We start from the raw sequence: 25,290 nt of genomic DNA on the forward strand, positions 1-25,290 counted from the left end.
CTCAGCGCCGGGCTACCCGTCCGGCGCTGAGCCGAGTCCGCCCCCCACATCACCTCAGTGATCACCAACTGGACAGACGCGTCCGGCCAACCGCCCCACTCGTCGAGGAGACATGCTCCGGGTGACCACGACCGTGGCCACCGTGGGGGGAGGTGCTTCAGGACACCACGGGGGTGACGTCGGTGACCTCGCTCAGCCGGACCGTGCACAGCCCGCGGGACAAGCTCTTCACCTCCGTCACCTTGAGCTGGGTACCCGGGGTGAGGATGTACTCCTCCTCTCCGGTGAAGGCGGAGAAGCTCTTGATCCCGACCGCCCGGGCAGGGGTCACCTCGAAGAGGGTCCGCTTGCCGCGACTGCCCAAGAACGCCCTGGCCACCTTAAGTTCGGAGGTACACGAGGAGACGCCCCACCAGGTCACCGTCCGGCCCACCGGGTACTGCGTCCGAAGGTCCAGCGACACCCCGCGCCACAACGGCTGCGTGTACGCCGGCAGCTCCGAGACCGCCGAGAACAGCAGCCGCAGGTACGGCAGGTAAGGCGTGACCCTGGTGCGGTCGGGGGAGCGCAGAACGCTGTTGATCTCGCGGTAGAAGGCCGACTCACAGGTGTAGAGATGAAGCGCGGCGATCGCGTCGGCCGACAGGCCGCCGCCGGCCGCCTGGTCCGCACGCTGCTTGCCGAAGTCGTGGGAGCGCCGGATGTGCCCGGCGAGCCCGGACAATGCCGCGGAGACCGGGGCGACGGCCTCCTGGAAGTCCATCAGCGGGGTGTCGAAGACACCGGTGATCGCGGGCAGGACCAGGCCCTCGTCCTTGACGCTGGTGAGGCGCTCCAGGTACAGCTGGTGCAGGTTCATGGTCGACTGGATGAAAGCGCCCATGCGCGCCGAGTCACCCCCGCCCGCACCGCCCACGCCGGCCGCCGGCACGTTCCACCCCTTGCTCGGCAGCCAGTCGATGCGGTCGGCGCCCAGCGAGGCCAGGGCGTCGTTGACCTGGGCGAAGTGGTCGCCCCCGCAGAAGACGTCACCCTGGGCCGCCGGATTCACATGGTCGAGATGACGGACCTCGACGTCCGGGTACTTCTGCTGAAGCCGCAGGACGGCCCGCTTCAGGCTGCGGGCGTGTGCCCCCCACCACGCGAACACGACCCCGCGGTCCTCCTCGGGCGCGTCCTGCTTGGCCTTGAGGATCTCCTCGACGATCCGCTCGGCGACCGGCCGCCAGAACGCCGTGTGCTGGTCGGCGCCCATCGCCCCGTCGCCGCTCGCGGTCAGCGATGCGTTCAGCAGGAGCACGCCCTGCGTCAGCATCGCCTGGAACCACTCCGGCGGCTGCACCGTGTCCCGCTCCTCGAGCAGCGCCCGCACGTCGGCGATCGGGGTCTTCTTGGCGATGCCGTACTTCCACATCGCCGCCGCCTTGATGAGGCACCGGATGCTGACGACCCGGCCGAACCGGCTGTCTTTCCAGTCGCTGAAGGTGTTGTCGAACATGGCGATGCCGGTGGCGCTCTCCGGCCGCGGGTACGGGTTCTGGCCGAAGACCACGACCTTCCACTTGTGCGGCGGGTTCGGCTTGAGAGCCTGGAACGTCAGCTCGCGGACCGGGACCACCTCGTGGCCGCGGTCCTTCCCGATGAACCGTGCGGCGTCCGGCTGTGCCTCGATGACCGGCTTCAGCAGCGGGAGCCAGGCCTCGCCGCCGCCGTCGAAGAGTTCGGTCAGGGCGAGGGGATCGTTCGTGTCGGGGAGGGGCTGCGGCGGATGGGCCGCAGCCGGGACGCCGGTCGTCGATCCGGTCATGGCGGAGGCGCTTTCGCTCGTCGTGGCAGAAGGAGAGGAGGGGGTGGTGGAGGGAGCGGCAGCGGCGGGTTCGGGTACCGGTGCGGGGACGACGGGTACGGCGGCCGCGGGCGGCACGATGCGCACCCGCTGGTCGACGGGCGCGTCCTCGATCCCGTGGAGCTGGGAGATGATCGTGGACCGGAGCTCGTCGTCGTCCTCGAACCAGTGGTCGTGGAAGAGCGTGTAGCCGGTCCACATCAGATTGGCGCACACCCGGGCCGGTACCTGGCCGGTCTGCGCTCCCATCCCGACCAGCGCCACGGACCGGATGCTGCCCGGCTTCTTCCGGTTCTGCCGGTGGACGGCCTGGAAAGCCGCGGCGCACGCCAGCGCCACGTTCAGCGTGGCGCTCACGTTCTGTGAGGACCGCACCATCGTCGGCGTCGATATCAGGTACCGGGGGACGGTTGCGCCGGACGGCACGCAGACCGCGCTGCCCACCGGCATGGGTCCGGCGAACCGGTCGCGGATCGCCCGCTGGACGCGCACCTGGATGCCGGACCCCAGGTACCGCTTGATGACGGCGTCGACCCCGCCGTCCATCCGGCCCCGGGAGTTCGTGGGGGTGACCCAGGCATCGACGTCCTCGTCGAGGATCGAGCCCTTGCGGATCTCGATGCCAGGCGTGTCGGCGAACGCGGCGCGCCACGCCTCCACCACACGCTCGTTGACGTCCGTCAGCACCACCCTGAACGCGGGCAGCACACTGCTCTCGGTCATCATCCACTCCTGTCGTGCAACAGCGGTTCCAAGACCTCGAACGTAGCGCTCACCACTGACAACGCGACTCCACCGAGACCCCTGTGACCTGCCGTCATGCCGCGCAGGTGATCACAGCGACCGACAGCTGGAGTCGCGGCGGATCGCTTCCCGCGCGGGCGGGGCCCTCGTCGCCGACGCAGTCGCACGGCGGGGACATCGAGCGCGAGACCGAGCCCTCTCTCGGCCGACGGTAGGCCGATCACCGTTCAGGGCCAGGCGGGCGTGCCGCTCCGGGGCAGGACAGCAGCCGCTCGCGCCGTCCCGGCGGTGGGACCCGGGCAGAAGTCCGACGCTCAGCGGTGGAACCGCGCGCTGCCGGGCCCCTGCCGAGTACCTCCTCGACTACGGCGGACTGGGCATGGGGGGACGGTCGGAGGGCGGGCCGGGTCCGCAGAACGCAAGGCATCCGTGCCGTCCCCGCGTCAGGCGCGGCGCCGGCGTTCCACCGACCGGACACTCACCCGCAGGTCCCTCGCGGCCACCGCGGTCTTCCGGCCCGCCGCGAACCTCTCACCGGCCCGGGACCGGGCCTGCTCCCGAAATGCCCGGCACCCGACGGTCAGGCCCCCGCCCTCCGGGCGACGCACACCACCGGCACACCGCGGGGATCATGAACCGTCACCACCCGACGACAACCCGAGAACCTCGGTGACCGGGTGGGCATCGGCTCCGGGCAACCGGTTCAGCTGAACGTGCGCCGGTAGGTCTGCGGGCTGACGCCGGTGGTGCGTTTGAAGCGGTCACGGAAGGCGGTGGCTGAGCCGAAGCCGACCTGATGGCCGATGCGCTCCACGGAGTGCTCCGTGGTTTCCAGCAGGTGCTGCGCCTGGCGGACGCGGGCCCGGTGGAGCCACTGGAGCGGGGTGGTACCGGTCTGGTCGCGGAAGCGTCGGATCAGGGTTCGGGTGCTGGTCCCGGCCCGCTCGGCGATGTCGGCGAGGGTGAGGTCGCGGGCCAGGTTCTCCCGTAGCCATGTGTGCAGCACCTCAAGCTCGGAGCCCTGCGGTGTGGGCGTGTGGTCGTGGAGGATGAACTGCGCCTGTCCTCCTTCCCGTTCCAGAGGCATCACTGACAGGCGGGCGGCGTCGGCGGCGACGGCCGAGCCGTAGTCACGGCGGATCATGTGCAGACACAGGTCCATACCCGCGGCAGCGCCGGCCGAGGTGAGGAACTGGCCGTTGTCGACGTAGAGGACGTCCGGGTCGACGTCGACGTCCGGGTGGGTGGCGGCCAGAAGTCCGGCCGCGCGCCAGTGGGTGGTGACGCGCAGCCCGTCGAGGAGCCCGGTGGCGGCCAAGGGGAACGTGCCCACGCAGACGGAGGCGATCCGGGTGCCGTCGGCAGCGGCCGACCGCAGCGCGTCGCGCACGGCGGGAGGGAGCGGGGCAGTGAGATCCGTGACGCCCGGCACGATGATCGTGTCCGCGCCCTGAAGGCCCTCCAGTCCCCAGGGGGTGCGCAGGGTGAAGGCTCCGGCGTCGACCTCGTCGCGCTCCGCGCACACGCGGACCTGGTAACCGGGCCGCCCGTCGGGCAGGCGGGTCCGGGAGAAGACCTCGATCGGGGTGGACAGGTCGAACGGGATCACCTGATCCAACGCGAGAACGGCAACCGTATGCATGGCCAGAACCTACCTCTCCATCACCTTGGCGGATCCGGACCGGTACTCCGGAAGTCCCATGTCACCGCAGTCCACCCCCGCCGAGAAGGCATTGGCACTATCCCGTTGAAGCCTGTCACTAGTGCCACTGGGCGAGCTCGCGGAAAGCCGGTTGACTTCGGAGCGTCCCGAGAGAGAACGGCCCCGAAGGAACATCCATGCACATCCAGGTCGCCCTGCTCGACGGCGTCGACCCGCTCGATGCCGCCGCCCCTACGAGGTGCCGCACGCCGGCGGCTCGGCGTCGGGCGGCGCGGTGACCGCCGAACCGGTCACCACGGAGGGCCCCGTGGGACGGTCAGCGGCGCCGGAGGACTGACGCTGCACGCCAACGGCACCCACGCGGTCCGCGCCCGCATCGTGAACGACGACCAGACCACCGGCGTCGGCGTGATCTCCGGTCTCGTTCTGGGCCCGTACCCACTGGAGCGCGAGAGGGGCCCCGCGTCGCGCACGCCGTCGAAGAGCTCTTCTCCCACGAGCGGCGCGGCGCCGTCCGGCGCGCGCGGGGACTGACGCCCGCCCCCCTCCGGGCCCCGGCCTTTCGCAGATCAATCCCTCCCCCCTTTTCCCCTCTTGCACAGTCAGGAAGAACATCAGCATGCCCGTCGAAGGCACCTGGAAGCTGTCCGTCTCCGCCCCGGTCGACAAGATCAAGGCCGTGGTCGAACTCCGTGGGCAGGACGGCGTCCTGGCCGGCGTCACTCACGGAGCCGACGAGGAAGTAACACCCGCCGACCTCGCCCGCGCCGGCGATCGACCCACCTGGAAGCAGGACACCGCCGAGCCCGTGCGGCTGAACACGGCAGGCGACGTGACAGTGAACGGCGACCCCCTTCAGGGCACCTCCGAGGCCGGCCGTCTTCCGTCTTCGAAGAGCACCGGCGGACACCGGACCACTCTGGAGCACCAGGCGTGACCAAGATTCTCCTGTCCTTGCACGTCCTGGCCGCCATCATCGCCGTCGGCCCGGTCACCGTCGCCGCGAGCATGTTTCCCGCAACGCTGCGCCGCGCCCACGGCGACTCCGACGACAACGACGCCCGCACCACTCTGCGGACGCTGCACCGCATCTGCCGGATCTACGCGGGCGTCGGCATCGCGGTCCCCCTCTTCGGCTTCGCCACAGCCGGCAGTCTCGGTGTCCTCGGCGACGCCTGGCTGATCGCCTCGATCCTGCTGACCGCGACGGCCGCCGGCGTACTGGCCCTCCTGATCCTGCCCGCCCAGGAAAGCGCTCTGGCCGAGACGACGGGTTCAGCCTCGCAGCCGCCGGCGCCGACTTCCCTGCCCCCGGGCCGCCTTGCCATGGTCACCGGCATCTTCAACCTCCTCTGGGCCACCGTCACCGTACTGATGGTCATCCGTCCCGGCTCCACCACCGGGGCGTGATCATGCACCTTGGATCCGCGCCTCACCTGCGCATCGCGGCCCACGCCGAGCTGATCTCCCTGATCGTGATGCTGGCCAACGTGTTCACCGTCCACCTCAAGCCCGTCTCGTCCCTGACGGGCCCCACCCACGGCTGCGCCTATCTGTTCGTCGTGATCACGACCTGGCGCCTCAAGCAGGCCCGGGCCGCCGTCAAGGCCCTGGTCCTCGTGCCGGGCGCCGGCGGGCTGCTCGCGCTGCGACGGCTCGACCGGGGCGACCCGGCCCGCCCCCGGGAGGAAGGAGTCATCTCCTCATGAACCTCGTGTCACCGGTGATCGTCGGCATCGTCTACTGCCTGCTGATGTCCCTGATCGAAGAACCGCACCGACGCCACTTCAACGCGATCATGGTGAGCGGAGCCGGCGCCGCCTATTTGAGCGGGGGCGGGTTCGGCCCGTGGGAACTCCCGTTCGTCGCACTCATGGCCTACGTCGCCTACCGCGGCCTGGGCTCCTGGACCTTCATCGGCGTCGGCTGGCTGCTCCACACGGCCTGGGACGTGGCCCACCACCTCAAGGGCAATGCGATCCTGCCGTTCCACCACGACTCATCCCTGGCATGTGCCATCTGTGATCCGGTCATCGCCCTGTGGTGCTTCCGTGGAGGCCCGTCCCTGATCACGCTCGTCCGCCGCGCATTCAGGCCCGGCCGGACAGCGGACCACGCACGCGGTCACGTCTCCGCCCCTCCTGACCGGACCGCACCGGCATCTGACGGACGGACCGGGAACCGGAAGACCCGATCGAGGTCCGGACGCCGCCCGAGGACGACATGAAGAGGGTGCGGAGCAGTTCCAGGAAGACACGGCCGGCTTCGCGTTGTCGCTCATCCTGCGGTGCTGTGCGAGGAGCCCTGCGGCGCATGAGCTGCTACGCCAGTCGCGGTCGTCTCCGTGCTCCGCACTCCACCTGCCTGACGATCACGGGTCGGTGACGGCGCTCAGGCGAGTGTCGCGCCACCGGTTCTCGCCACACCTCCAGCAGGTGACGGGGAGTCCGTCCGGACCTCGACGACCGGCGGACAGGTGATGCGACTGATCCGGACGGTGCCGGGGCGGCAGCGGTGAAGCCCTGCCCGGCTCGTGCACACCGGCCACGGACCGGTCCGAGCGAGCGCACCGTCGGCACGGTGCCGAGGAGGAGACGGCCCGCATCGGGAACAACTGCGGCCCGTCGATCCACCGTCTCCACGCGCGCGTTCGGATCCGCCTCGCCCGGAGCCCTTCCCCGTACACCCGGATGGGTCAACCGACAGAGCACGGCCCTTCTCCCGCCTGGCCCGTGCACCCATTGGAGTTGCGTCGTCACTCGGCCCATGAGTTCTTGGAAAGCGTGTCCTACCAGATCTCACCATCAGGAGGAGACATGGGCACTGCTCAAAGCAGCCAGACGGCCGAGAGGCTGTCCGTCGTTTTCGCGGTCCGTGTGATCGAGGGCGGCGAGCAAGGGTTCCTGGAGATGTACGAGCAGATGCGGAAATCCGTCGCTCGTACCCCCGGGCACATCGTCGAACGACTGGGAGAGCCGGTCGACGGCTCCCGCCACTGGGTGATCACCAGCGAGTGGGAGACCCCCGAACACTTCTTCGCCTGGCAGCAGAGCGCTGACCACCAGGAACTGGTGGCCCCGCTCCGCAACTGGGTCGACTCGACGCAGTCACTGCGCTTCCGGGTCGTCAAGGAGACCGTGAAGGAGACGTCATGACGCACACCACCGACGGCCCCGTCGCCGTCCTCGGCCTCGGCACGATGGGAGCCGGCCTCGCCTCACGCCTGCTCGCGAAAGGCATACCCGTGCGGGTCTGGAACCGTACCCCCGAGCGGGCCGAACCACTCGTCCGGGCCGGCGCCGTCGGCGCCGGCCGCCCCAGCGAGGCCGCCGAAGGCACAAGCGCCGTCATCTGCACCGTCGCCGACGGAGACGCCCTCAAAACCGTGCTGCGCGGCCCGGACGGCGTCCTGTCCAGAGGCACCTACCCCGGCGCGCTGATCTGCGCCAGCACCGTCGCTCCCGAGGAAGTCGTCCGCCTCGCCGACGACGCGCCCTCCGTCATGGACGTCGGCATGCTCGGCAACCGCGACCACGCCCGCGACGGCGAACTGCGGCTGTTCGTCGGTGGCGAGGAGCGGGTCTTCACCGCCGGCCGGCCCCTGCTGGAGATGCTGGGCAAGGAGGTCGTCCATCTGGGCGCACTCGGCTCCGGCATGCGGATGAAGCTCCTCCTCAATCTCCTCATGGGGATAGAGGTGCAGGCCATGGCCGAGGCCGCCGAACTGGCGGCCGCCTGCGGCCTGGACAAGCAGCTCGTCCTCAAGGCGATCGCGGGCAGTGGCTTCGCCTCGCCGGTCATGTCGTTCAAGTCGCGGCGCCTGGCCACCGAGCACTTCGACGAGCCGGACTTCCGGCTGCGCCTGATGGCGAAGGACCTCATGCTCGCCACAGAACAGGCGACCGCGGCAGGCCTGCGCCTTCCGCTCACCAGCGCGGCCGCACAGACCCACACCCGTGCCACCGAACAGGGGCTCGGCGACGAGGACTGTGCCGCGGTGATCCGCGCGCTCACACCGGAACCGGGAACCCACACATGATCATCGACATCCACGGGCATCTGTCCCCGCCCCAGGCGGCCGGCCGCTTCCCCATGCCCCCGAGCCTGACCGACGTCGACGGCATGCTCGCGGCCCGCGCCGAGGCCGGGATCGACCTCACGATCATCGGCAGCCCGGTGGGCGCCGGCGCGATGGCGCGGGTCCCGGGCGTGGACAACTACAAGCAGCCGCGTGACCGGCTGCGTGGTTTCCACGCCTGGATGTCGGGACTGATCTCCCAGTTCCCGGACCAGCTGCGCGGGTACGTCTACGCCAACCCGTTCGGTGACGACGATCACCTGGAAGGGGTGCGGGAGACCCTGGCGGACCCCGCGTTCGTCGGTCTGATCACCACGTCCAGCGTCCACGGCGAGCTGCTCGGCTCGCCGCGGGCGGACTCCTTCTTCGCGCTGGCCGCGGAGGCGGGAGTCCCGGTCCTGGTGCACGCACCGGCCGAACCGGCCGGCACGGAGAAGGTGGACACCATCGGCTTCGTCGAGCAGATCGGCCGGTTCGGCGACGTCACCCTGGGCATGGCCATGATCGCGTTCGCGGGATGGCTGGACAAGTACCCGGACCTGCGGCTGATCGGCGCGACCGGCGGCGGCGCGATGGCGCTGCTGCCGGAGCGCCTGCAGACGGCGGCGAGCCCTCGGCACTGGGGCGGCGGAGCGCCGCCCTCCGCCGCCCCGGCCGCCCGGCCGGCGGCCCCCGCCGCGCCGCCCTCCGTCCCGCCGTCGGCCGACCCCGTCGCGGCCCTGCGGCGCATGTACGTCGACACCAGCCCGTCCAGCCCCGCGCACCTAAGTCTCAACGCGGAGGTCCTGGGGCCCGAGCGGATGCTGTTCGGCAGCGACTCGCCGCCGTTGTCCGCGCCGCTGGGGGACCTCATCCGCATGGTCGAGAAGCTGCCCCTGGACAAGGCGTCCCAGCAGCTCATCCTCGGCGGCAACGCCGAGGCCCTCTTCGATCTCAGGAGCCGCCCGTGACCACCACACAGGACCCCGTCACCCTGGCCGAGAAGTGCACCGCCGACTTCCGGCGCAACCCGCACCCGGTCTACGCCGCCCTCCGGGACACGGCGCCCGTCTGTCCGATGAGGCCGCCGCACGGCATCGAGACGTACCTGATCACCCGGTACGAGGACGCCCGGGCGGCACTCTCCGACCCCCGGCTGGGCAAGGACATGTACGGGGCCATGGACGCCTACCGGAGAATCTTCGGCGACTCGTCGGTCTCGCTGGACGACAACATGCTCAACGCCGACGCGCCCAAACACACCCGGCTGCGCAAACTCGTCAGCGCCGAGTTCACCCCGCGCCGCGTCGAGGCGCTGCGGCCGAAGATCCAGGCGATCGTCGACCGGCTCCTCGACGCCTGCCCCACCCGCGAACCGCTGGACCTGCTGCCCACGTTCGCGTTCCCCCTGCCGATCACCGTGATCTGCGAACTGCTCGGCGTGCCGCCCGAGGAACAGGACCACATGCAGCACCTGTCCACCACGGTGGCGCAGACAGGCTTCACCGAGGAAGCCAGACAGGCTCAGCAGAAGGCGGAGGAGGACCTGCACGCCTACTTCACCGAACTCGTCGCGCGCAAGCGCGAACGCCCCGGTGACGACCTGCTCAGCGCGCTCGCCGAGGCCCAGGACAAGGACGGCGGTCTCACGGAGAACGAGCTGATCTCGACGGCGTTCCTGCTGATGTTCGCCGGCCACAAGACGACCGCGTACCTCATCGGCAACGCCGTCCACCACTTCCTGGCCCATCCCGCACAGCTGCAGGCCGTTCAGGAGAACCCGGAACTGATCGGCCCCGCGGTGGAGGAACTGGTGCGCTACGAGGGGTCGGTGGAAAGCGCTACGTTCCGGTTCGCGACCGAGGACGTGGAGATCGGCGGCACGCGGATCCCCAAGGGCGCACTGGTGCAGATCTCGCTCCTCTCGGCGAATCGCGACCCGCGGAAGTTCGACGCCCCGGACGAATTCGACGTGAACCGGCCGGAAAGCACGCATCTGGGCTTCGGCCACGGCAGCCACTACTGCCTCGGCGCGCCACTGGCGCGGCTGGAGATGCACCTGGCCCTCACCAGCCTGTTCGGCCGGTTCCCCAGGATCGCTCCGGCCGCTCCCGAAGCCGGGCCGAAGTGGTTGGAAGTCCCCTTCCCGGCCTTCCGCGGCCTGGCGGAACTGCCCGTCGTGCTCGACCCGCAGAAGTGACCGGCAGCCCGGCCACCGTCCAGCTCGGCACCATCGCCGCACAGCGCGCCGAGGGCCGGCTCCCCACCCGGGGAGCCGGCCCTCGGCCGTTCCACCGCCGGTCACCGATCAGGTGACGGTCCGCGAGCCGCAACGAGCGAGGTCCCCGGGCTCGTCGACCGAGATGTCCGACGTCTCGATCACGCTGCCTGGGGGCCTCGTCGGTCGTCCGTCCTGCCGCAGTCGGTCTGTCCGGTGTGCTCGTGGAGCGGACCATCATGCTCATCGCCACCCGTGGGGCGACCGGTGCTGCAAGCTCCGCCCGTCTCGGCGCGATGGCGGCGCTGGTGTACCCGCGCGGGCACACCACCCCGGCGAAGATCGCTGCCGGGTTCGGGGCCGGCGAGTCCACCGTCCACGCCTGCACCAGCGCGGTCGTCCACCCGCTCGCCGAACGAGTGCCGGGCCTGCTGGAGGTACTACGCGGGACCGGGGTGGACTTCGTCCTGCTGGACGGCGTTCAATGCCGGGCGAGCCGCATCAGGCGGCCTTCTGGGAGGCAGCGGCGCCGGGGTCCAAGTCGTCGAGGCCGAGCCGGTGCGCCGGGGCGTCGGGCAGGACCACACGGTGAGTGGTGTGCAGGTCGGGACCGACGTGGAGAAGTTCCCCCGGCTCCATCCGGCGCCAGTGAGGATTGTCGTCCAGGCATTCGCTGGCGACGACGACGGCCGGGTGGTCGGCCAGGTGCGCGGAGTGCACCCGCATGCGCCCCTGACTGCCGCTGTGATCGAGATGCCTGCTGCCGTGCTGACCGCCGGCCGGGCGCTGGAGGACATACAACTCGTGGGTGTCCGGGTAGCGCAGCGCCCACAGATGCTCGGGAGTGATGAGGACGAGGTTGAGGGCGTAGACCGGCAGGTTCTGGGAGATCCACCGGGCGGCGTGCTCGATGCCGGCGGCGACGTCACCGCCGCGTTCCCTCGTCTCCCGCGTGATCAGGGCGAAGAACCGTTCGGAGTCGGTGTCGCCCTTGACCAGGGAGCGGTCCTGGCCCAGATGGTCGTCGAGTCCGTCGAGGCCTTGGATGACGCCGTTGTGCGCGAACAACCGCCCGTCCTGTTCGAAGGGGTGGGTGTTGCGGGAGTCCAGACTGCCGGTGGAGGCGTAGCGTATGTGGGCGACGAAGGTGGCCGATTCCACCTGTCGGGCCTCTTCGGCGAAGGCGCGGTCCTGGTAGGCGGCGATCGGTGCTTTGTCGACGTGCGGGGCACCGTCCGCCGTGAAGTAGCCCAGACCGGTGCCGTCGGGGTCCTTGTGGCTTTGCCGACTGAGGCTGTCGGGGGCGTCCAACAGCCAGAACGTCGCGGTGGTGCGCCGCGGAGCACCGCTGAGACCGAACAGACGGCACATCGTTCTCCTCCTTGCTCGCCGGGCGGCCGGCCCGTCTCCCGCGAAGACGCGCACGGGCCGGTGCCCGGCAATGGGTGGTCGTTGGTGGTCGGTGGCGTCCCGGCGTGCGGGGATTCCTGGTCTCGGCACCGCGGTCAGAGCCACCGGCCCCGTCGTCGCGGAGAGGTTCGTGCCGGAGCCGGCGGGCCTGGGGTTCGGCCCAGGCCGGGACGACCTGACAGGTGGTGTCCGGTTTCATCCTGCCGTCAGGCGACGCGTACCAGGGGCACACGGATGGGTCCCCGGGCGGAACACCGGGTTGATCTCCAGGTCCCGTCCCTCACGCAGATGCTTCACGGCCATACGCGTTCCGTCCTCTCCGCGCGATTGCGGTGACTTCCGGGGTTCCCGGCCACCAAGCTGCCAACCCGCGAAGGTGAGGGGACCGCTGCTCGGACCACTCGGTGTGGGGCGGGCGGCCCGTACCGGTCGCGTAGCCGCTGGACCCGGGCGTGAGCGGCGTCGGCCGCGCCGCACCTTTCACGAGTCCTTCGAAGGCGCGTGCCACGAGTGCCGAGCGTACGACGGAGGTGACGAGGCGCCCGACCCGGCCCGCGCGACGGGGCGGGGCGAGCGCGATGCGGGGAGCGGGCCGAGCGGCCCGGCCGTTTCGGTGTCAGACTCAGGTAGGGCCTCCGTCCAGGATCCCCCCCCGAGCCGGGACGGGGGCCCGCCATCGTCTGCGGCGCCGGGAATGAACAGGCGAAGGCGCGCGTCGGGAGGAGCGTGGTCGTGGAGGGGACAGTGTCCCCGGGCCTCACCTTTCGCCTGCGGGGACGATCGTTCGGCTGAAGCCCCGCAGAGCGTCTCGCCGCGTAGGCGACCGCCCTCCACGACCACACCTCTCCACCGTCAGCCCCGCCCGGCGCACGATCCCGGGCGGGGCTGACGCATGTCCCGGCGTGCCGTGTGACCGTGGCGGGTCTGGGTACGTTGCCCGGTCATGGACGACTACGAGCGCATCAGTCTCGACGGCAGCGACCTGGAGGAGATCCTCTCCGCACCGACGGGGACGGCCGAACGCCTGGCGCTGCTCACGCTGGACGAGGCCTACGACGTACTGGGCCTGCTGGTGAGCGTGCAGCAGGAGAGCGCGCCGCTGTCGCAGGAGGCGGTCCGTCTGGCGAAGGCCATCGCGGTGCGTATCCCGTCGGAGAACTGACCTGGTCCGAGGCGCCCGGCCGCGGTGCCGGTCGGTCGTCAGGCGGCCGGCTCGCAGGTGACGCCCTGACCGGGGCAGGCTGAGGCCAGGATCTGGAGGGCGACGAGTTCGGCGGGATCGGAGGGATCGGAGGGATCGGAGGGATCGGTGGTGAGGCCCCGGAGGAGTTCGGTGCCGACCCGTTCCGCGACGTAGCGACAGTGGCCATCGGCCGCGGGCGGCAGCCACTGGGCGGGGCCGGGGTCCTGGTCGGCCCTGCCGCGGTGGGAGCGGGTGGCGACCGCGGCAGGGCCGGCTTCGGCTCGCCGGTCGTCGGCGTGGGCCTCGCGGCGCTGCGGTCACTACGAGCCGTGATGCTCCAAGGGGTCCCCGTCGTGATCGGTGACGGCCGCATCGCAGGCCAGGGCGAGGGCGGCATCAGCGAAGTACTGCTCGTCGGCGGCCCCCGCTGAAAGCCCTGCGTCCTGAAAACGCCAGGCCTTCCCTGATCGCGTCTGCTGTCACCGGGTGTGCGGTCCAGTACGTCAGCGGTACACCGCTGACGTACTGGACCGCGAAACGCCGACCCGGCTCGTCGCGGGTACAAACGCCAGGTGGACGACGTCCAGGGCGGAGATGACGGTGACCTGGAGGGCGTCGTGGCAGGACCACCGGCCTCGCCCGGTCGGTCCGCTCGGGCGAGGGGGATCGTCGTGTCGGAGGAACACGACCGCCGCGCTCAGTGGGACACGGAGCCACCCGCCCGTCCGTCACGACGCCTCCTCCGGTCCGGCGCGGGCGGTCGGACCGGAAGCACCCAGGGCCACACCGCGGTGAGCGCCTGGACGCCGGGCGCGAGGATCTTCCCGACCGGTGAAGAGGTGGTGTTCACCTCCTGTGCCGTTCCCCTCGGAGCGCTCTGCTCTGCTTCGACGCGGCCTGCGCAAGCCACGGTGACCGTTCGGCCTGCTGGAGCCGCGGCTGATGGCATCGACGCAGCGGTCCGTGGCGTCCGTCTATCCGGCCGCCGGATCGGTCCCTGTGGGAGTGCTGTCAGCTGGTGGTGGGGCGCTCCGTGCTGCGGGTGGGGCGGCGCCGTGTCGGCGTTGGCGCTTGCCGTAGGCGGTGATGGCCTGCCAGAGGTGGCGTCGGTCGGCGTCGGGCCAGTGCAGGTCGGTGAAGTGCAGTTCGGCGTAGGTGGCTTGCCAGGGCAGGAAGTTGGAGGTGCGTCGTTCGCCTCCGGTGCGCCACAGCAGGTCGACGTCGGGCAGGTCGGGGTGGGGCAGGTGTGCGGCGACGTCGTGCTCGCTGAGCAGGTCCGGGGTGATGCGGCCTGCCCGGGCGGCGCGGATGAGGGAGGCGGCGGCGCGGGTGATCTCGTCGCGGCCTCCGTAGTCGATGCAGAAGGTCAGGGTCAGGGCGCTGCGGGTGCGGGTGGTGTGCTCCTGCCGGCGCAGCGCTTCGACGAGGTCGCTGGGCAGGCGTTCGGGTCGGCCGGACCAGCGCAGGCGCACATCCAGGTCGCGGTAGGGGTCTGCCTGGAGTTCGTCGCGCATCGCTGACAGGAGGTGGCCGACTTCGTCGGCGTCACGTCGCCAGTTCTCGGTGGAGAACGCGTAGAGGGTCAGGTGGGGCAGTCCGATTTCCAGGGCGCCGTGGACGATGTCGCGCACGGCGCGGATTCCGGCGAAGTGGCCTTCGCGGCGGGGCAGTCCGCGCTCCTGGGCCCAGCGTCCGTTGCCGTCCATGATGACCGCGACGTGACCGGGCATCCGGTCGGCGGGAACGCGGGGCGGTGTGAGGCCCTCGGGGTGGGGCGGCGGCTTGCTGTAGCCGGTGCGGGCGGCCGGGACGGGGAGGGGAGTGGCGGGGGCGTGGGGCAGGACGTCCCGGCGCGGCCCAGGAGTGATCAGGGGAGTGAGCTTCCAGGCCAGCGCGGCCCGTAGCCGGGCGGGGGCGAGGACGCGGGCGCCGGCGATGAGGCGGGGGCGCGGCGCTTCGCGCAGGAGCGCGGGGCCGGCCCGGTCGACGGCGTCAAGCTGGGCGTGCAGGAGGGCCGCCATGGTGTCGACGACGGTGGCCGGCCCGGGGTGCATGCCGCGCGTCAGCTCGGGCTGGGTCGTCCAGCGGCGCGCTGTCGCTGTCAGGCGGGGGACCAGCGCTGCGACCTGCTCGCTCCAGCGGCGCTCCAGCAGGTCCTGCTCGGCGCCGGGGTGGCCCACCAGCGCCTCGAGAGGCAGCAGGAGGTCCCCCTGGGCGAGGTCGGCGGCGAGGTCGGTGAGGACGTCGGTGAGCCGGACACCGTCGAGGAACTGCTCGTAAGCGTCCTGGTGGTCCAGGCGCAGGGCCACCGGGACCCCGGCCCGGCCGAAAAGGTCCCGCGTCTGCTCGAACCACGGCAGCAGGTTGCCGCGGCCCCAGGCCCGCCAGCCGGCCCAGTCGGTGAAGCGCCGCCCGGCCGTATCGTCACGCACCACTTCCAGCGCACCGCGCAGCCCGGTCAGGTCCAGGCGCCAGCGCACCGCGGTGTCGACCAGGGCATGACGCACCGGGTCCGTGCTCGTCGCCGCGGCCAGGTCCCGGTCGAGAGCGGCGATCCACGCCTCGACCCGGGCGGCGCGCTCCGCGGCCGTGGCGTCAGGGGCGTCGGCCAGGTCGTCGACGGCGTTCGCCGCCGCCCACAGCGCCCAGCAGGCCGGGCGCAGTACGGCCGGCACCAGCTGGATCAGCGCGTACTCGGCCGGGTCGCGCCGGGTCTGCCGACGGCAGACCTCGTACGCGGCTCGCAGGACGGGGTCGTCGCCCGTTGTGCTGCGCCTGAAGAGCGGGCGGTGATCGGAAGAGATGTTCGGTGCCGGCACGTCCGGGTCAACGACGCGGCGGGGCCGAGGTTGCGTGTCCGGTCTCTTTCGGTGCAGCTCAGCGTGGGGTGTCGCGGGACTGCGCAGGGTGCTTCTCCCGGTCGGTGTCCTGGCGTGGTGCGGGCAGGGCGCGGGCGTGCGCGGGCAGCGCGGTGCGGGTGCGGTGGCGGAAGGCGAGCAGACCGACCACGGAGGCTGCGGCGAACCAGGCCAGCTGGATGGCCAGGCAGCCGGGGACGGCCCTGGTGGAGAACCCGGCGGCGGTGGCGGCCTGCATCGCGCCGTAGGAGGGCAGCAGGCGCAGTCCGGGACTGTCGGCTCCGGAGCTCGTCACCGGGTTCTGCAGGGCCAGGTCGATGATGCTGGTCATGACGATGGCGAACATGCCCTCCACCTCGCGGCGCAGCAGGCAGCCGAAGCCGATGCCGAGGATGCCGTAGGTCAGGCCGGCGCAGAACAGGGCTGCCGCGAGAAGGGCCGGCTGGCGCGGCGACCAGGTCAGCCAGGTGACGGCGGTGGCGTAGGCGGCGACCAGCGCGGAGGCCACGGTGAGCCCGGCGATCTTCGCGGCGACGAGGTGCGGGCGGGGAAAGCCGGCCAGGGCCAGGCGCTTGTCGAAGCCGCCGGAATGGAAGGTGGCGGCGAACATCAGGAATCCGGTGATCAGCGTGACCGCGTTCAAGGCACCGCTGATCGCGGTGAGTTCATTGCCGTGCGGGGTGAGCCACTGCCCGGTGGCCTGCAGTCGCATCCTGGCCCGGTCGTCCGGCATGGCCAGGTAGGCCAGTGTCGTCCAGACGGGAAGGAACAGCACCACCAGCACCATGGCGAACCGGTTACGTCCGTGTTCGACCAGCACGAAGCGGGTGGCGGTGGCGAACAGCCTCGCATGCCTCCTCACGCAGCGCTCGCCTCCCCCCGGAGGTGCAGCCGGCCGGCGTCCAGCCGCCACAGCTCGTCCAGCCGCTCGGTGTCCCACGCCAGATGCGAGACCACCAGCACCGACCGGCCCGCAGCCCGCAACCGGGCAGCGAGGTCCCAGAAGCGCAGGTACGTCTCCCAGTCGAAACCCTGGTACGGCTCGTCCAGCAGAACCACCTGCGGATCGTGCATCAACGCCAGCGTCAGGTTCAGCTTCTGCCGCGTCCCGCCGCTGAGCACGCCCGCGCGCTCGTCGGCGCAGTCCGCGAAACCCAGGACGTCCACGAGCTCCTCGGCGTACTTCAGATCGACCAGCCGGAACGCGGCTCGGAAGAACTCCAGATGTTGCGCGACCGTCAACGCGTCGTTGAGCACCACCTGCTGCGGGCAGTAGCCGAAACGGCCGCTGTGACGCACCGTCCCGCGGTTCGGCCGCAGCTCACCGGCCACGATCTTCAGCAGCGTCGACTTCCCCGTCCCGTTCTCCCCGACGACCCCGGCGATGACACCCGGACGCAACCGAAGGTCCACCCCGCGCAACACCGCCCGTCGACGGTACGCATGGTGCACGTCCACCACTTCCACGCCGTCCCCCCCAACATCCGCTTTCGACAACCGACTCGACACGCTCAACGAGCACGCCACCGCCAAGGCACGAGCACCGAGGGCCGGAGAGACACGGGAAGGCGTCAACGACCCGGAGACCGGGGTTCGAACCGGCCGGCCGACGTGGTCGGCCCGCGGCGGAGTCTGCCGCGCGGGTACGGCGCTCCCAGGACCCAGCGCCCGCCGGTCCGCACCGGCCCCGTCCTCATCCCGGACGCCGCCCCGCCCCTGTTCTTCGCCCACGGCGGGCACATCCCCGCCCAGGGGCACCGGCACCTTCGCCGACTTCGCCGTCCACCCCGAACGCATCGCCCGCACGGCGGACCCGGCCTCCTTCGAGCCCTGCGGCCCGGACGTCGCCCGCTCCCGCCGCCTCGGCCCTACTGTGACGCCCACGGTCATCTTGTCGTCCCACCGACCCCAACTCGGGACGTCCATGTCCCCGGCGCTCCTGGACACGCCCGGCGGCCGGGATCTGCTTGGCCGTACTCCTTGCGCTGATGCTTCCGGCCGACACCTACGCCGCCCTCGAGGACATTCCGCTCAACGGCGCCCCGGCCACGCCGTTGTGGTTCAGGATTCCCGAGCAGCTGCTCTTCATCGTGGTCGCACGGTGGGCCACCGCTCCTGCTCACGACATCCCCCGACGCCTGCTGGACGTCATCCGGCCCAGCGCGCGCCACAGTGCTGCCTGTCACCGTGCCCTGTGTGGTGGGGCGGACGAGTCGTTTGCAGCAGCACAGGGCGGCGGCGAGTCCGAGGAGGGCCGGGTGGTTGCGGGGACCGCGGTCGTAGCAGGGCTGAGTCTGCGGTGGCCGGACAGCCAGGCGATGGTGCGTTCGACGACCCAGCGGTGTCGGCCCGGGTGCGTGGAGTTCTCGATGCCGCGGCGGGCAATGCGGGGCCGATGCCGCGCGTGCATAACCATCGTCGCAGGTGGGGGCAGCCGTAGCCCTTGTCCGCGTGCAGCTTGGCCGGGAGGGCGCGGCCCGCGCGGTGAGCGGATCGGCGGGACGTCTTACTCTGGTCGCCTTCGGTTCGCTCTCGCCCGTCGAGGGGTCGGCCATCAGGAAGGGACGCCGGTAAAGTAGGTAAAACAGCGGCACCCCAGGTGCCCGCTCGGTCGAAGGACTGAACGGCACGATCCGCCCTCTACACCCGAGCGGTGAGGAGAGGTGCGTCATGGATCCATGGCTTGTCTGGTTGATCGTCGCAGCCGTTCTGGCGGTGACGGAGCTCTTCACGCTCACTGCTGCGCTCGGCATGCTGAGCGTGGCCGCGCTGGTCACGGCCGGAGGGGCCGCCATCGGGCTGTCGGTGCCTTTCCAGTTCTTGGTGTACGCCGTCGTCGCCACGGTCACCGTGTTGTTCGTGCGGCCGATCGCGTTGCGCCACGTGCTTCAGCCCCAAGGGGCACGGTTCGGCGTGGACGCGCTGATCGGCAAGCCCGCCTACGTCGTCTCGGAGGTGTCGGATTCCGACGGCAGGGTCCGTATCGACGGCGAGGAGTGGTCAGCCCGCTCCTACGACGAAACGCTGGTGATCTCGGTCGGATCGACCGTCGACGTCATGGAGATCAGAGGCGCCACCGCGCTCGTCTACCCCCAGGACTGAAACGATGGACATCTCAGCTTCGCTGATCGCCGGCCTGATCGTCGCCCTGTTGGTGATCTTCACTTTGATACGGGCGGTGCGCATCGTCCCCCAGGCGCGTGCGCGCAACGTCGAGCGACTCGGCCGTTACCACCGCACCCTGACCCCCGGCCTCAGCCTCGTCATCCCCTACATCGACCGTGTGCACCCGCTGATCGACCTGCGCGAGCAGGTCGTCTCGTTCAAACCGCAGCCGGTCATCACCGAGGACAACCTCGTCGTGGAGATCGACACCGTCCTGTACTTCCAGGTCACCGACCCGCGTGCGGCGTTCTACGAGATCGCGAACTTCCTCCAGGCCGTGGAGCAGCTCACCGTCACCACCTTGCGCAACGTCGTGGGGTCCATGGACCTGGAGAAGACCCTCACCTCACGTGACACCATCAACAGCCAGCTCCGGGGTGTGCTGGACGAGGCGACCGGCAAGTGGGGGCTTCGCGTCAACCGGGTGGAGATCAAGGCCATCGACCCCCCGCAGTCCATCAAGGACGCGATGCAGAAGCAGATGCGGGCCGAGCGGGACAAGCGGGCCGCGATCCTCGGCGCCGAGGGGCAGCGCCAGTCGCAGATCCTCACCGCCGAGGGCGACAAGCAGGCCGCCGTCCTGCGCGCGGAGGGCAACCGCACCGCCGCGATCCTTCAGGCCGAGGGGCAGTCCCGGGCCGTTGACGAGGTCTTCCAGGCCGTCCACCGCAACGACCCCGACCCGAAGCTCCTCGCCTACCAGTACCTCCAGGCGCTCCCTCAGCTCGCCCAGGGCCAGGGCAACAACTTCTGGGTGATCCCCAGCGAGATCACCTCGGCGCTCCAGGGGGTGTCCCGGGCCTTCAGCGAGGTGCTGCCGCCGTCACCGGCCACCCGCGAGAAGCCGTCCGACGACGACATGGCGGCCCAGGCCGCGAACGACACCGCGCAGGCGGCCGAGGCAGCCGCCCAGGCCCTCGCCGACGCGGCCGAGGCGGACGGCGTCACCAGCACAGGACCCCGGCGGTCTGAGGCGCCGCAGCGCTGACGGCCGACACCGATGTTCCGACGGCGGAGAGCGGGCACAGTCGACGACGCGCCGAGGACGTGACGCCTGGCCACAGCCGCGTGAACGTCGTCGCGGTGTCGGCGGGCCGTCCGCTGGAGGTCTTCGTGGACGAACTCTTGTGAGGCATCCGTCGGGCCGCGAACAGCGACGGCAGCGCCCTGTGGGTTGCGGCGTCGCGTCGTGTGGAAGTTCTCGCAGGCCGCCTGGTCCGCGCCGGTGCCGGCCGAACCCGTCGCCCCGATGATCCCGAGCCGGTCGCGCGGCGGGCAGGGTCCACCCCCGGCGGGCAGGTGCACAGCAAGGACGGCACACAGTTCAACCGGCACGTCCGGGGGCTGCACGTCACTCCCCGGTGACGAGCGGCAGTTGCGGAACAGCCCTTGGCCCCGGAGCGAATTACCTGTTCACTCCAGCGGCGTGCTCAGAGACATCCCCCGGGATCCCGGGGGAGTGGCGCCGACCGGTTGGCGGTCGATGTCACCCTGGCCGGTTCACGTCTCCTGTGATGAACAGTTGCCTCGACGACGGTGGACGCGTTGTGCTCCGCAGAGGGCACGGTCCGGTGCCCCTACGAGTCCTTCAGGGAAGGAAGGCGGACGCATGACCTATCTCGGTGCGGTTGTCCGGCGAGGAGTACAAGGTCGGGTCGGCACAGTGCTGGGCCTGCTGGCCCTGCTGACGAGCGTGCTCGTCGTGTCGGCCGCCCCGCCCGCGCCGGCCACCCCGTACTGCTCCAACAGGCCGGAGGCCGGAGGGGCCATCGAGCAGCGGTACGTGGACATGGGCGGCCCGGGTGGAGCGCTCGGCTGCCCCGTCACGGGCGAACTGGTCAACCCCGACGGGTTCGGTCGCCGTCAGCAGTTCGACCACGGGACGGTCTACTGGTCTCCGCGCAGTGGCGCGTGGCCGGTCTGGGGATACATCGGCGACTACTGGTGCGCGCATGACTGCGAGAGGGGCTTCGCGGGCTACCCCACGTCCTACGAGTACAGGGTCGGCGGTGAGATCCGACAGAACTTCCAGTGCACGGTGGTTCACTTCCAGGACCTCGGCGGTGGAGCGACGCGTACCTGGTCAGAAGGCAACATCTGCGCCTGATCCTCGTTGTTCCACCACCGGTAGGTGCCCTGGAACCCCTCGTCCATGATCTGCTTCAGGTCGCCCTCGCCGCGCAGGGGGCAGGCGTCGAGCCGCAGTCCGGTGCTCCACGGGGCTTCGAGGGCGAAGGCCCGGAAGCCCTTCTCCTCGACCAGGTACCGGAAGACCCGGTGCTCGAGGGTGAGGAACTCGTGCGAGCTGTGGGTGGCCTCGCCCAGGCCCACCACCCGGGCGTCGCCGACCATCCGGCCGAACGGGCGGAGGTCGGCCGGGCCGCCGCGGGGCCCGGTGGTGCGCAGCGGGTGGGCCACCCGGCCGAGGGCCGCCTCGGGGGCCGCGGTCTCCTGTGGGCCGACGGGCGCGGCGGCGCCGGCGGAGGCCGATGCGGCGGGCGGGGCGGACGGGGTGGCGGCGAAGGCGGCCGGGGCGACGGCCAGGGTGGTACCGAGCAGGACGGAGAGCAGGGCCTTGTGCGTGTTCATGGGCCCGACTCTCGCCGCGCCGGGACGCCCCGGACCATCCGCTGCGCCCCCCTGAACGGCCCGGGGGGCAGTCTCACCCGTCGATGGGCGGGGGACTGGAACCCTGGTCCCGGGCGTGAACCGAAACGGCTGCCTGAACCGTGCCTGTCACTGCACGGGCAACGGCCCGGCGAGGGGTCTTCAGGCCGACGTGCGGGCCTCCTGGGCGGAACGTGACCTTTTGTCTCGCGCACCGCCTGCGTCCTCGACTGGTGAGCCGCAAAGGGGGCAGGAGGCTGGCCTGATCGAGACCAGAACCTGTTTTCTGCGGATTCACCCGTTCCGTGCAACGGCGCCACGGCGAGCGGCGGTTACGGGACAGCCCTTTGGCGGTGACGGCGGAAGGCGTGGTGGCGGCCGCCCTCGGCCCCGAGGGGCCGGCCGCCCGGGTCGACCGTACGGCGGGTGTTGCTGGTGCTTTCCCTCCGCTCCTTGTCCGGGGAGCGGTGGGAGCGGCCGTCACGGCCCGGGAAGTCGTACCGGACGCGACCGATCTCCGCGTTCGGGCGCTCGACCCGATGGCCGGCCACCGCCACCGCGACGCCGCCCGAAGGGACCCGCCCGCCCGGCTGTCGCCGCGGCCTCCGCGGCACCGCGCGTGGATGGTGAAGCCGGAACGGCAGCCGCCGTTCCGATCACATGGCTCGATCCGGACCACGTCACGAATGCCGGACCGGACGATCGGAGTGCTCGCCGGCCCCGTGCCGGCTTCCCGAGCAGCGGCAGCGAAGAGAAACGCGCACCGGCACGCGCGTCCCGGTGCCGGGCCGGCCGACGGCGTTCACGAAACTGACGTGAAATCACCTGTCCAGGAAAGCCGCCTCCCCATAACTGCACATACCAAACGTGTTGATGAGGGGGAGGGGGGAGACTAGGCTTCCGAAAACCGTGACCGCTCGTACGCCGTCCGTGACCAGAATGACGGGACGGCGCAGCGTGAGAAGAAAGCCGGCAGAGAAGACGGCTTGCATTTCGACGGGTCGACTCACACGGGGGAAGAATTGGATACACGGCATCTCGAGGCTTTCCTGGGCGCCGTGGACGCGGGAAGCGTGACACGGGCGGCCAACGTGCTCCAGGTGACCCAGCCCACGGTGACCAACCGCATCAAGGCACTGGAGCGGACGCTCGGCCTGACCCTGCTGGAGCGCCTGCCGGGCGGTGTCCGACCGACGAGAGCGGGTCGTTCCATCCTCGAACAGGCCCGCGAGATCGTGCGGCTCAGCGGCCACGTCCGGCGTATGGCGGACGCCTCACTCGCACCGCAGGGGAAAATCTGCGTCGGCGCGTCGGAAAGCCTCATAAATCACCGACTGCTCCCGCTCATCGAATACTTGCTCCTGCGATACCCGGAAATGGATGTGTCGCTCCGGCTGTCCACCCCCCAAGAAGCACTCTCCATGCTGCGCAACGGACAGATGGACTGCGTGTTCATGATAGGGAGCGGAGCATTACAGGAGGATCTGGAGCACCGCGATCTGTGTCCCGAGCCGTTCGTCCTGGTGGCCGGAGGGCGACGGGCCCACGTCCGCCCGGGCCCCGAGGAGGCGGTGTCGTCGATCCTGGTCACCGCCGACCTCGACGTCCGTCGCTGCGGCGGACTCCTGAACGAGGTCGAGTCGACCCTGCGGGCGAGGCGGACGCTGAAACTCGATTCCATCACCGCGGTGAAGCGCATGGCCGAGAGCGGCATCGGCGTGGGACTGCTTCCCGAGGTCACCGTGGCCGAGGACATCGCCGACGGCCGGCTCCGCAGGATCGTCGACTGGCGGCCCGCCACCCCCACCTACACGCAGGCCCTGTGGCGGCGCGGCGACGGCGGGCACCCGGTCCTCGACGCCGTGCTCAAGGCCGCCTCCGACGTGGTCGGAGCGGACTGAACGGGTTCCGGGCCCCGCTGCGGGAGCCACGGAACCCGTGGGCCGGTCAGGCGGCGTCCGTGAGGAGCCGGGCGAGCAGCTGCCGGTGGTCGGTCTTCCCGTGCTGGTTGACGGGGAGGCTTCCCACGATGCGCACGACGCCGGGCGCCATGTACGCGGGCATCGAGCGCAGGCAGAAGGCGAGCAGATCGCTCTCGGCCGTCCGGTCCGCGCCCTCGGCCAGCACGACGAACGCGCTCAACTCGGCGTTCCCGTCGGGCCCCTCGTACACCACGACGGCCGCCTCGCAGACCTCGGGGTGGGCCAGCAGCCGTCGCTGCACCTCGGCCGGTTCCACGCGGTTGCCGCGGATCTGCACCTGGGAGTCCCGGCGTCCGCAGAAGCGCAGCGCGCCGTCGGCGTCCCGGAAGGCGAGGTCGCCGGTCCGCAGCAGGCGCTGCCCGGAGCGGGGCTCCAGCGGGTCGGTGACGAGGGCGGCGTCCGTGGCCTCGGCGTCTCCCCAGTAGCCGGTCATCAGGGCCGGGCTGCGCAGGTACATCTCGCCGACGACGCCCTCCTCGCGCACGGGTGTCCCCTCGGCGTCCAGCAGGAGGATGTCGGTGCCCCGGTGCCCGTCGCCGATCGACAGGTGCGTCACGTCCTCGGGCAGCGGGTCGGGGACCTCGGCGAAACTGGCCGCCATGGATTCCGTCGCCCCGTAGCAGTTGATCAGACGGATGCCGGGCCGCAGGCGCTGCAGGTGGCGCAGCTCGCCCAGCGGGAACTCCTCCCCGCAGAAGAGCACTCCGCGCAGATCGGGCAGGTCGGCCAGCCGGTCGGGGATGTGGCGCAGCGTCTGCCGCCAGATGGACGGCACACCGTTGACGTGGGTGGCCCGGGTGACGCGCAGCACCTTGAGGAACCTCGTCGGCCAGCGCAGCAGGGCCCGCGGGACGGGGGCCACCGCCGCTCCGCCGCCCAGCGCCATGCCGATGTCCAGCAGCGAGAAGTCGAACTGGAGGGGGGAGGTCGACGCCACCCGGTCGCCCACCGACACGAACCCCTCGGCGATCATGCCCCGGTAGAAGGCGACGACGGCCCGGTGGCTCATCACCACGCCCTTGGGCCGGCCCGTGGTGCCCGACGTGAAGATGATGTAGGCGGTGTCGCCCGGCGTCACGGCGCGCCGCAGCCGCTCACGGCGCACCGGCGGGCGCGGCACCTCGATGCCCTCCCGGCCGAACCGGCCGTGTCCGACGGCCGTCCCGGGTTCCCCGTCGGCGGCCAGGCACAGCGCGGGCTCGGCCAGCCGCTCGATCGTCTCCCGCCGTTCGGCCGGCGTCTCGGGGCTGACCGGGACGAAGGGCAGGCCGCGCGACGAACACGCCAGCACGAGGGCGAGGGCCTCGGCGGACGTATCGGAAACGATCATGACGCGGTCGCCGATCTGCAGGCCGAAGCGGTCGAGTTCGGCGGCGTACCGCTCGGCGGCCTCACGCAGGCCGCGGAAGGTCGTCACCCGTTCCGCGCCGTCCGCGTACTCCACCACGGCGGGATGGTCGGGGTGCGTGGCCGCGGCGGCCAGGAGGAACTCGTCGAAGCGTTCGTCGGGCCGGTGGGGCACCACGGGTGCGGGAGTCACTGGCATGGTCTCTCCAG

General features: G+C 71.0%; 22 protein-coding genes and 2 pseudogenes. 15 read left to right on the plus strand and 9 right to left on the minus strand.

Translation table 11 applies throughout. The annotated features are described in order from the left end of the window. Positions 1-157: 157 nt before the first annotated feature. Positions 158-2,569 carry an ADP-ribosyltransferase domain-containing protein gene (locus ACZ4V6_RS05600; RefSeq protein ID WP_467822750.1) on the minus strand — a complete coding sequence of 804 codons (2,412 nt, stop codon included), beginning with the start codon at positions 2,567-2,569 and terminating at the stop codon, positions 158-160. Between the two features lie 724 nt (positions 2,570-3,293). Then, positions 3,294-4,232, minus strand: coding sequence for a GlxA family transcriptional regulator (locus ACZ4V6_RS05605; RefSeq protein ID WP_467822751.1), 939 nt, complete (start codon positions 4,230-4,232; stop codon positions 3,294-3,296). A 197-nt stretch (positions 4,233-4,429) separates the two neighbouring features. Between ACZ4V6_RS05605 and ACZ4V6_RS05610 the strand changes: the two are divergent. The 9 genes and pseudogenes from ACZ4V6_RS05610 to ACZ4V6_RS05650 all read left to right on the plus strand — a co-directional run. Beyond that, a pseudogene (locus ACZ4V6_RS05610) lies at positions 4,430-4,801 on the plus strand (hypothetical protein); the annotation flags it as partial. A 71-nt stretch (positions 4,802-4,872) separates the two neighbouring features. Further along, positions 4,873-5,190, plus strand: a complete 318-nt coding sequence (locus ACZ4V6_RS05615; RefSeq protein WP_467822753.1) for a hypothetical protein — start codon at positions 4,873-4,875, stop codon at positions 5,188-5,190. Beyond that, positions 5,187-5,663, plus strand: a complete 477-nt coding sequence (locus tag ACZ4V6_RS05620) for a DUF2269 family protein (RefSeq protein ID WP_467822754.1) — start codon at positions 5,187-5,189, stop codon at positions 5,661-5,663. The genes ACZ4V6_RS05615 and ACZ4V6_RS05620 overlap by 4 nt, the downstream gene beginning before the upstream one ends. 2 nt (positions 5,664-5,665) lie before the next feature. Then, positions 5,666-5,962 carry a DUF3817 domain-containing protein gene (locus ACZ4V6_RS05625; protein ID WP_467823141.1) on the plus strand — a complete coding sequence of 99 codons (297 nt, stop codon included), beginning with the start codon at positions 5,666-5,668 and terminating at the stop codon, positions 5,960-5,962. Then, a complete protein-coding gene (locus ACZ4V6_RS05630) occupies positions 5,959-6,480 on the plus strand; it encodes a DUF6010 family protein (protein ID WP_467822755.1) in 522 nt (173 codons plus the stop codon). Before ACZ4V6_RS05625 ends, ACZ4V6_RS05630 begins: the two co-directional genes overlap by 4 nt. Positions 6,481-7,069: 589 nt before the next feature. Beyond that, positions 7,070-7,408 (plus strand): antibiotic biosynthesis monooxygenase family protein, encoded by a 339-nt coding sequence (locus ACZ4V6_RS05635; protein ID WP_467822757.1) that lies wholly within the window; start codon positions 7,070-7,072, stop codon positions 7,406-7,408. Continuing rightward, positions 7,405-8,292, plus strand: a complete 888-nt coding sequence (locus ACZ4V6_RS05640) for an NAD(P)-dependent oxidoreductase (RefSeq protein WP_467822758.1) — start codon at positions 7,405-7,407, stop codon at positions 8,290-8,292. The genes ACZ4V6_RS05635 and ACZ4V6_RS05640 overlap by 4 nt, the downstream gene beginning before the upstream one ends. Then, the gene (locus tag ACZ4V6_RS05645) at positions 8,289-9,281 is read left to right on the plus strand and encodes an amidohydrolase family protein (RefSeq protein ID WP_467822760.1); all 993 of its coding nucleotides are present in this window, start codon (positions 8,289-8,291) and stop codon (positions 9,279-9,281) included. Before ACZ4V6_RS05640 ends, ACZ4V6_RS05645 begins: the two co-directional genes overlap by 4 nt. After that, complete coding sequence (locus ACZ4V6_RS05650; protein ID WP_467822761.1) at positions 9,278-10,510, plus strand: cytochrome P450 family protein; 1,233 nt, start codon at positions 9,278-9,280, stop codon at positions 10,508-10,510. Before ACZ4V6_RS05645 ends, ACZ4V6_RS05650 begins: the two co-directional genes overlap by 4 nt. Positions 10,511-11,029: 519 nt before the next feature. On the opposite strand, the gene ACZ4V6_RS05655 is transcribed toward ACZ4V6_RS05650, so the two are convergent. Further along, the gene (locus ACZ4V6_RS05655; RefSeq protein ID WP_467822763.1) at positions 11,030-11,899 is read right to left on the minus strand and encodes a class II glutamine amidotransferase; all 870 of its coding nucleotides are present in this window, start codon (positions 11,897-11,899) and stop codon (positions 11,030-11,032) included. Positions 11,900-12,881: 982 nt separating this feature from the next. Here ACZ4V6_RS05655 and ACZ4V6_RS05660 point away from each other — a divergent pair. After that, positions 12,882-13,100 carry a DUF6417 family protein gene (locus ACZ4V6_RS05660; protein WP_467822764.1) on the plus strand — a complete coding sequence of 73 codons (219 nt, stop codon included), beginning with the start codon at positions 12,882-12,884 and terminating at the stop codon, positions 13,098-13,100. Between the two features lie 200 nt (positions 13,101-13,300). Continuing rightward, positions 13,301-13,552: a hypothetical protein gene (locus ACZ4V6_RS05665; RefSeq protein WP_467822766.1), complete on the plus strand. Its 252-nt coding sequence runs from the start codon at positions 13,301-13,303 to the stop codon at positions 13,550-13,552. Positions 13,553-14,095: 543 nt separating this feature from the next. Here the strand turns inward: ACZ4V6_RS05665 and uppS are convergent. From uppS to ACZ4V6_RS05685, 4 genes and pseudogenes are all read right to left on the minus strand, one after another. Further along, positions 14,096-15,940 (minus strand): polyprenyl diphosphate synthase, encoded by a 1,845-nt coding sequence (gene uppS, locus ACZ4V6_RS05670; protein ID WP_467822767.1) that lies wholly within the window; start codon positions 15,938-15,940, stop codon positions 14,096-14,098. Between the two features lie 58 nt (positions 15,941-15,998). Next, entirely contained in the window at positions 15,999-16,841 is an 843-nt protein-coding gene (locus ACZ4V6_RS05675) for an ABC transporter permease (RefSeq protein ID WP_467822768.1), read from the minus strand. Further along, positions 16,838-17,446, minus strand: a complete 609-nt coding sequence (locus tag ACZ4V6_RS05680; protein ID WP_467822769.1) for an ATP-binding cassette domain-containing protein — start codon at positions 17,444-17,446, stop codon at positions 16,838-16,840. Before ACZ4V6_RS05680 ends, ACZ4V6_RS05675 begins: the two co-directional genes overlap by 4 nt. A gap of 728 nt (positions 17,447-18,174) precedes the next feature. After that, positions 18,175-18,481, minus strand: a pseudogene (locus ACZ4V6_RS05685) (transposase); the annotation flags it as partial. Between the two features lie 168 nt (positions 18,482-18,649). Between ACZ4V6_RS05685 and ACZ4V6_RS05690 the strand changes: the two are divergent. From ACZ4V6_RS05690 to ACZ4V6_RS05700, 3 genes are all read left to right on the plus strand, one after another. Beyond that, positions 18,650-19,081: an NfeD family protein gene (locus tag ACZ4V6_RS05690; RefSeq protein WP_467822770.1), complete on the plus strand. Its 432-nt coding sequence runs from the start codon at positions 18,650-18,652 to the stop codon at positions 19,079-19,081. A 4-nt stretch (positions 19,082-19,085) separates the two neighbouring features. Next, the gene (locus ACZ4V6_RS05695) at positions 19,086-20,132 is read left to right on the plus strand and encodes an SPFH domain-containing protein (RefSeq protein WP_467822771.1); all 1,047 of its coding nucleotides are present in this window, start codon (positions 19,086-19,088) and stop codon (positions 20,130-20,132) included. Positions 20,133-20,753: 621 nt separating this feature from the next. Beyond that, positions 20,754-21,251: an LGFP repeat-containing protein gene (locus ACZ4V6_RS05700; protein ID WP_467822772.1), complete on the plus strand. Its 498-nt coding sequence runs from the start codon at positions 20,754-20,756 to the stop codon at positions 21,249-21,251. On the opposite strand, the gene ACZ4V6_RS05705 is transcribed toward ACZ4V6_RS05700, so the two are convergent. Continuing rightward, on the minus strand, positions 21,188-21,733 hold the full coding sequence (locus ACZ4V6_RS05705; protein ID WP_467822773.1) for an erythromycin esterase family protein: 546 nt from the start codon (positions 21,731-21,733) through the stop codon (positions 21,188-21,190). The two genes, ACZ4V6_RS05700 and ACZ4V6_RS05705, sit on opposite strands and share 64 nt — an antisense overlap. 1,040 nt (positions 21,734-22,773) lie before the next feature. On the opposite strand from ACZ4V6_RS05705, the gene ACZ4V6_RS05710 reads away from it, so the two are divergent. Next, positions 22,774-23,652 carry a LysR family transcriptional regulator gene (locus tag ACZ4V6_RS05710; RefSeq protein ID WP_467822775.1) on the plus strand — a complete coding sequence of 293 codons (879 nt, stop codon included), beginning with the start codon at positions 22,774-22,776 and terminating at the stop codon, positions 23,650-23,652. A gap of 46 nt (positions 23,653-23,698) precedes the next feature. On the opposite strand, the gene ACZ4V6_RS05715 is transcribed toward ACZ4V6_RS05710, so the two are convergent. Beyond that, positions 23,699-25,279, minus strand: coding sequence for an AMP-binding protein (locus ACZ4V6_RS05715; protein WP_467822777.1), 1,581 nt, complete (start codon positions 25,277-25,279; stop codon positions 23,699-23,701). Between the last annotated feature and the right edge of the window lie 11 nt (positions 25,280-25,290).

It is taken from the genome of Streptomyces sp. NPDC029152 (genome assembly GCF_055564355.1).

Bases quoted from the DNA above. Each gene is read 5' to 3' on its own strand.
- ACZ4V6_RS05600 (WP_467822750.1), bottom strand. From the start codon at position 2,569: ATGACCGAGAGCAGTGTGCTGCCCGCGTTCAGGGTGGTGCTGACGGAC.
- ACZ4V6_RS05605 (WP_467822751.1), bottom strand. From the start codon at position 4,232: ATGCATACGGTTGCCGTTCTCGCGTTGGATCAGGTGATCCCGTTCGAC.
- ACZ4V6_RS05615 (WP_467822753.1), top strand. From the start codon at position 4,873: ATGCCCGTCGAAGGCACCTGGAAGCTGTCCGTCTCCGCCCCGGTCGAC.
- ACZ4V6_RS05625 (WP_467823141.1), top strand. From the start codon at position 5,666: ATGCACCTTGGATCCGCGCCTCACCTGCGCATCGCGGCCCACGCCGAG.
- ACZ4V6_RS05630 (WP_467822755.1), top strand. From the start codon at position 5,959: ATGAACCTCGTGTCACCGGTGATCGTCGGCATCGTCTACTGCCTGCTG.
- ACZ4V6_RS05635 (WP_467822757.1), top strand. From the start codon at position 7,070: ATGGGCACTGCTCAAAGCAGCCAGACGGCCGAGAGGCTGTCCGTCGTT.
- ACZ4V6_RS05640 (WP_467822758.1), top strand. From the start codon at position 7,405: ATGACGCACACCACCGACGGCCCCGTCGCCGTCCTCGGCCTCGGCACG.
- ACZ4V6_RS05645 (WP_467822760.1), top strand. From the start codon at position 8,289: ATGATCATCGACATCCACGGGCATCTGTCCCCGCCCCAGGCGGCCGGC.
- ACZ4V6_RS05655 (WP_467822763.1), bottom strand. From the start codon at position 11,899: ATGTGCCGTCTGTTCGGTCTCAGCGGTGCTCCGCGGCGCACCACCGCG.
- ACZ4V6_RS05660 (WP_467822764.1), top strand. From the start codon at position 12,882: ATGGACGACTACGAGCGCATCAGTCTCGACGGCAGCGACCTGGAGGAG.
- ACZ4V6_RS05690 (WP_467822770.1), top strand. From the start codon at position 18,650: ATGGATCCATGGCTTGTCTGGTTGATCGTCGCAGCCGTTCTGGCGGTG.
- ACZ4V6_RS05695 (WP_467822771.1), top strand. From the start codon at position 19,086: ATGGACATCTCAGCTTCGCTGATCGCCGGCCTGATCGTCGCCCTGTTG.
- ACZ4V6_RS05700 (WP_467822772.1), top strand. From the start codon at position 20,754: ATGACCTATCTCGGTGCGGTTGTCCGGCGAGGAGTACAAGGTCGGGTC.
- ACZ4V6_RS05705 (WP_467822773.1), bottom strand. From the start codon at position 21,733: ATGAACACGCACAAGGCCCTGCTCTCCGTCCTGCTCGGTACCACCCTG.
- ACZ4V6_RS05715 (WP_467822777.1), bottom strand. From the start codon at position 25,279: ATGCCAGTGACTCCCGCACCCGTGGTGCCCCACCGGCCCGACGAACGC.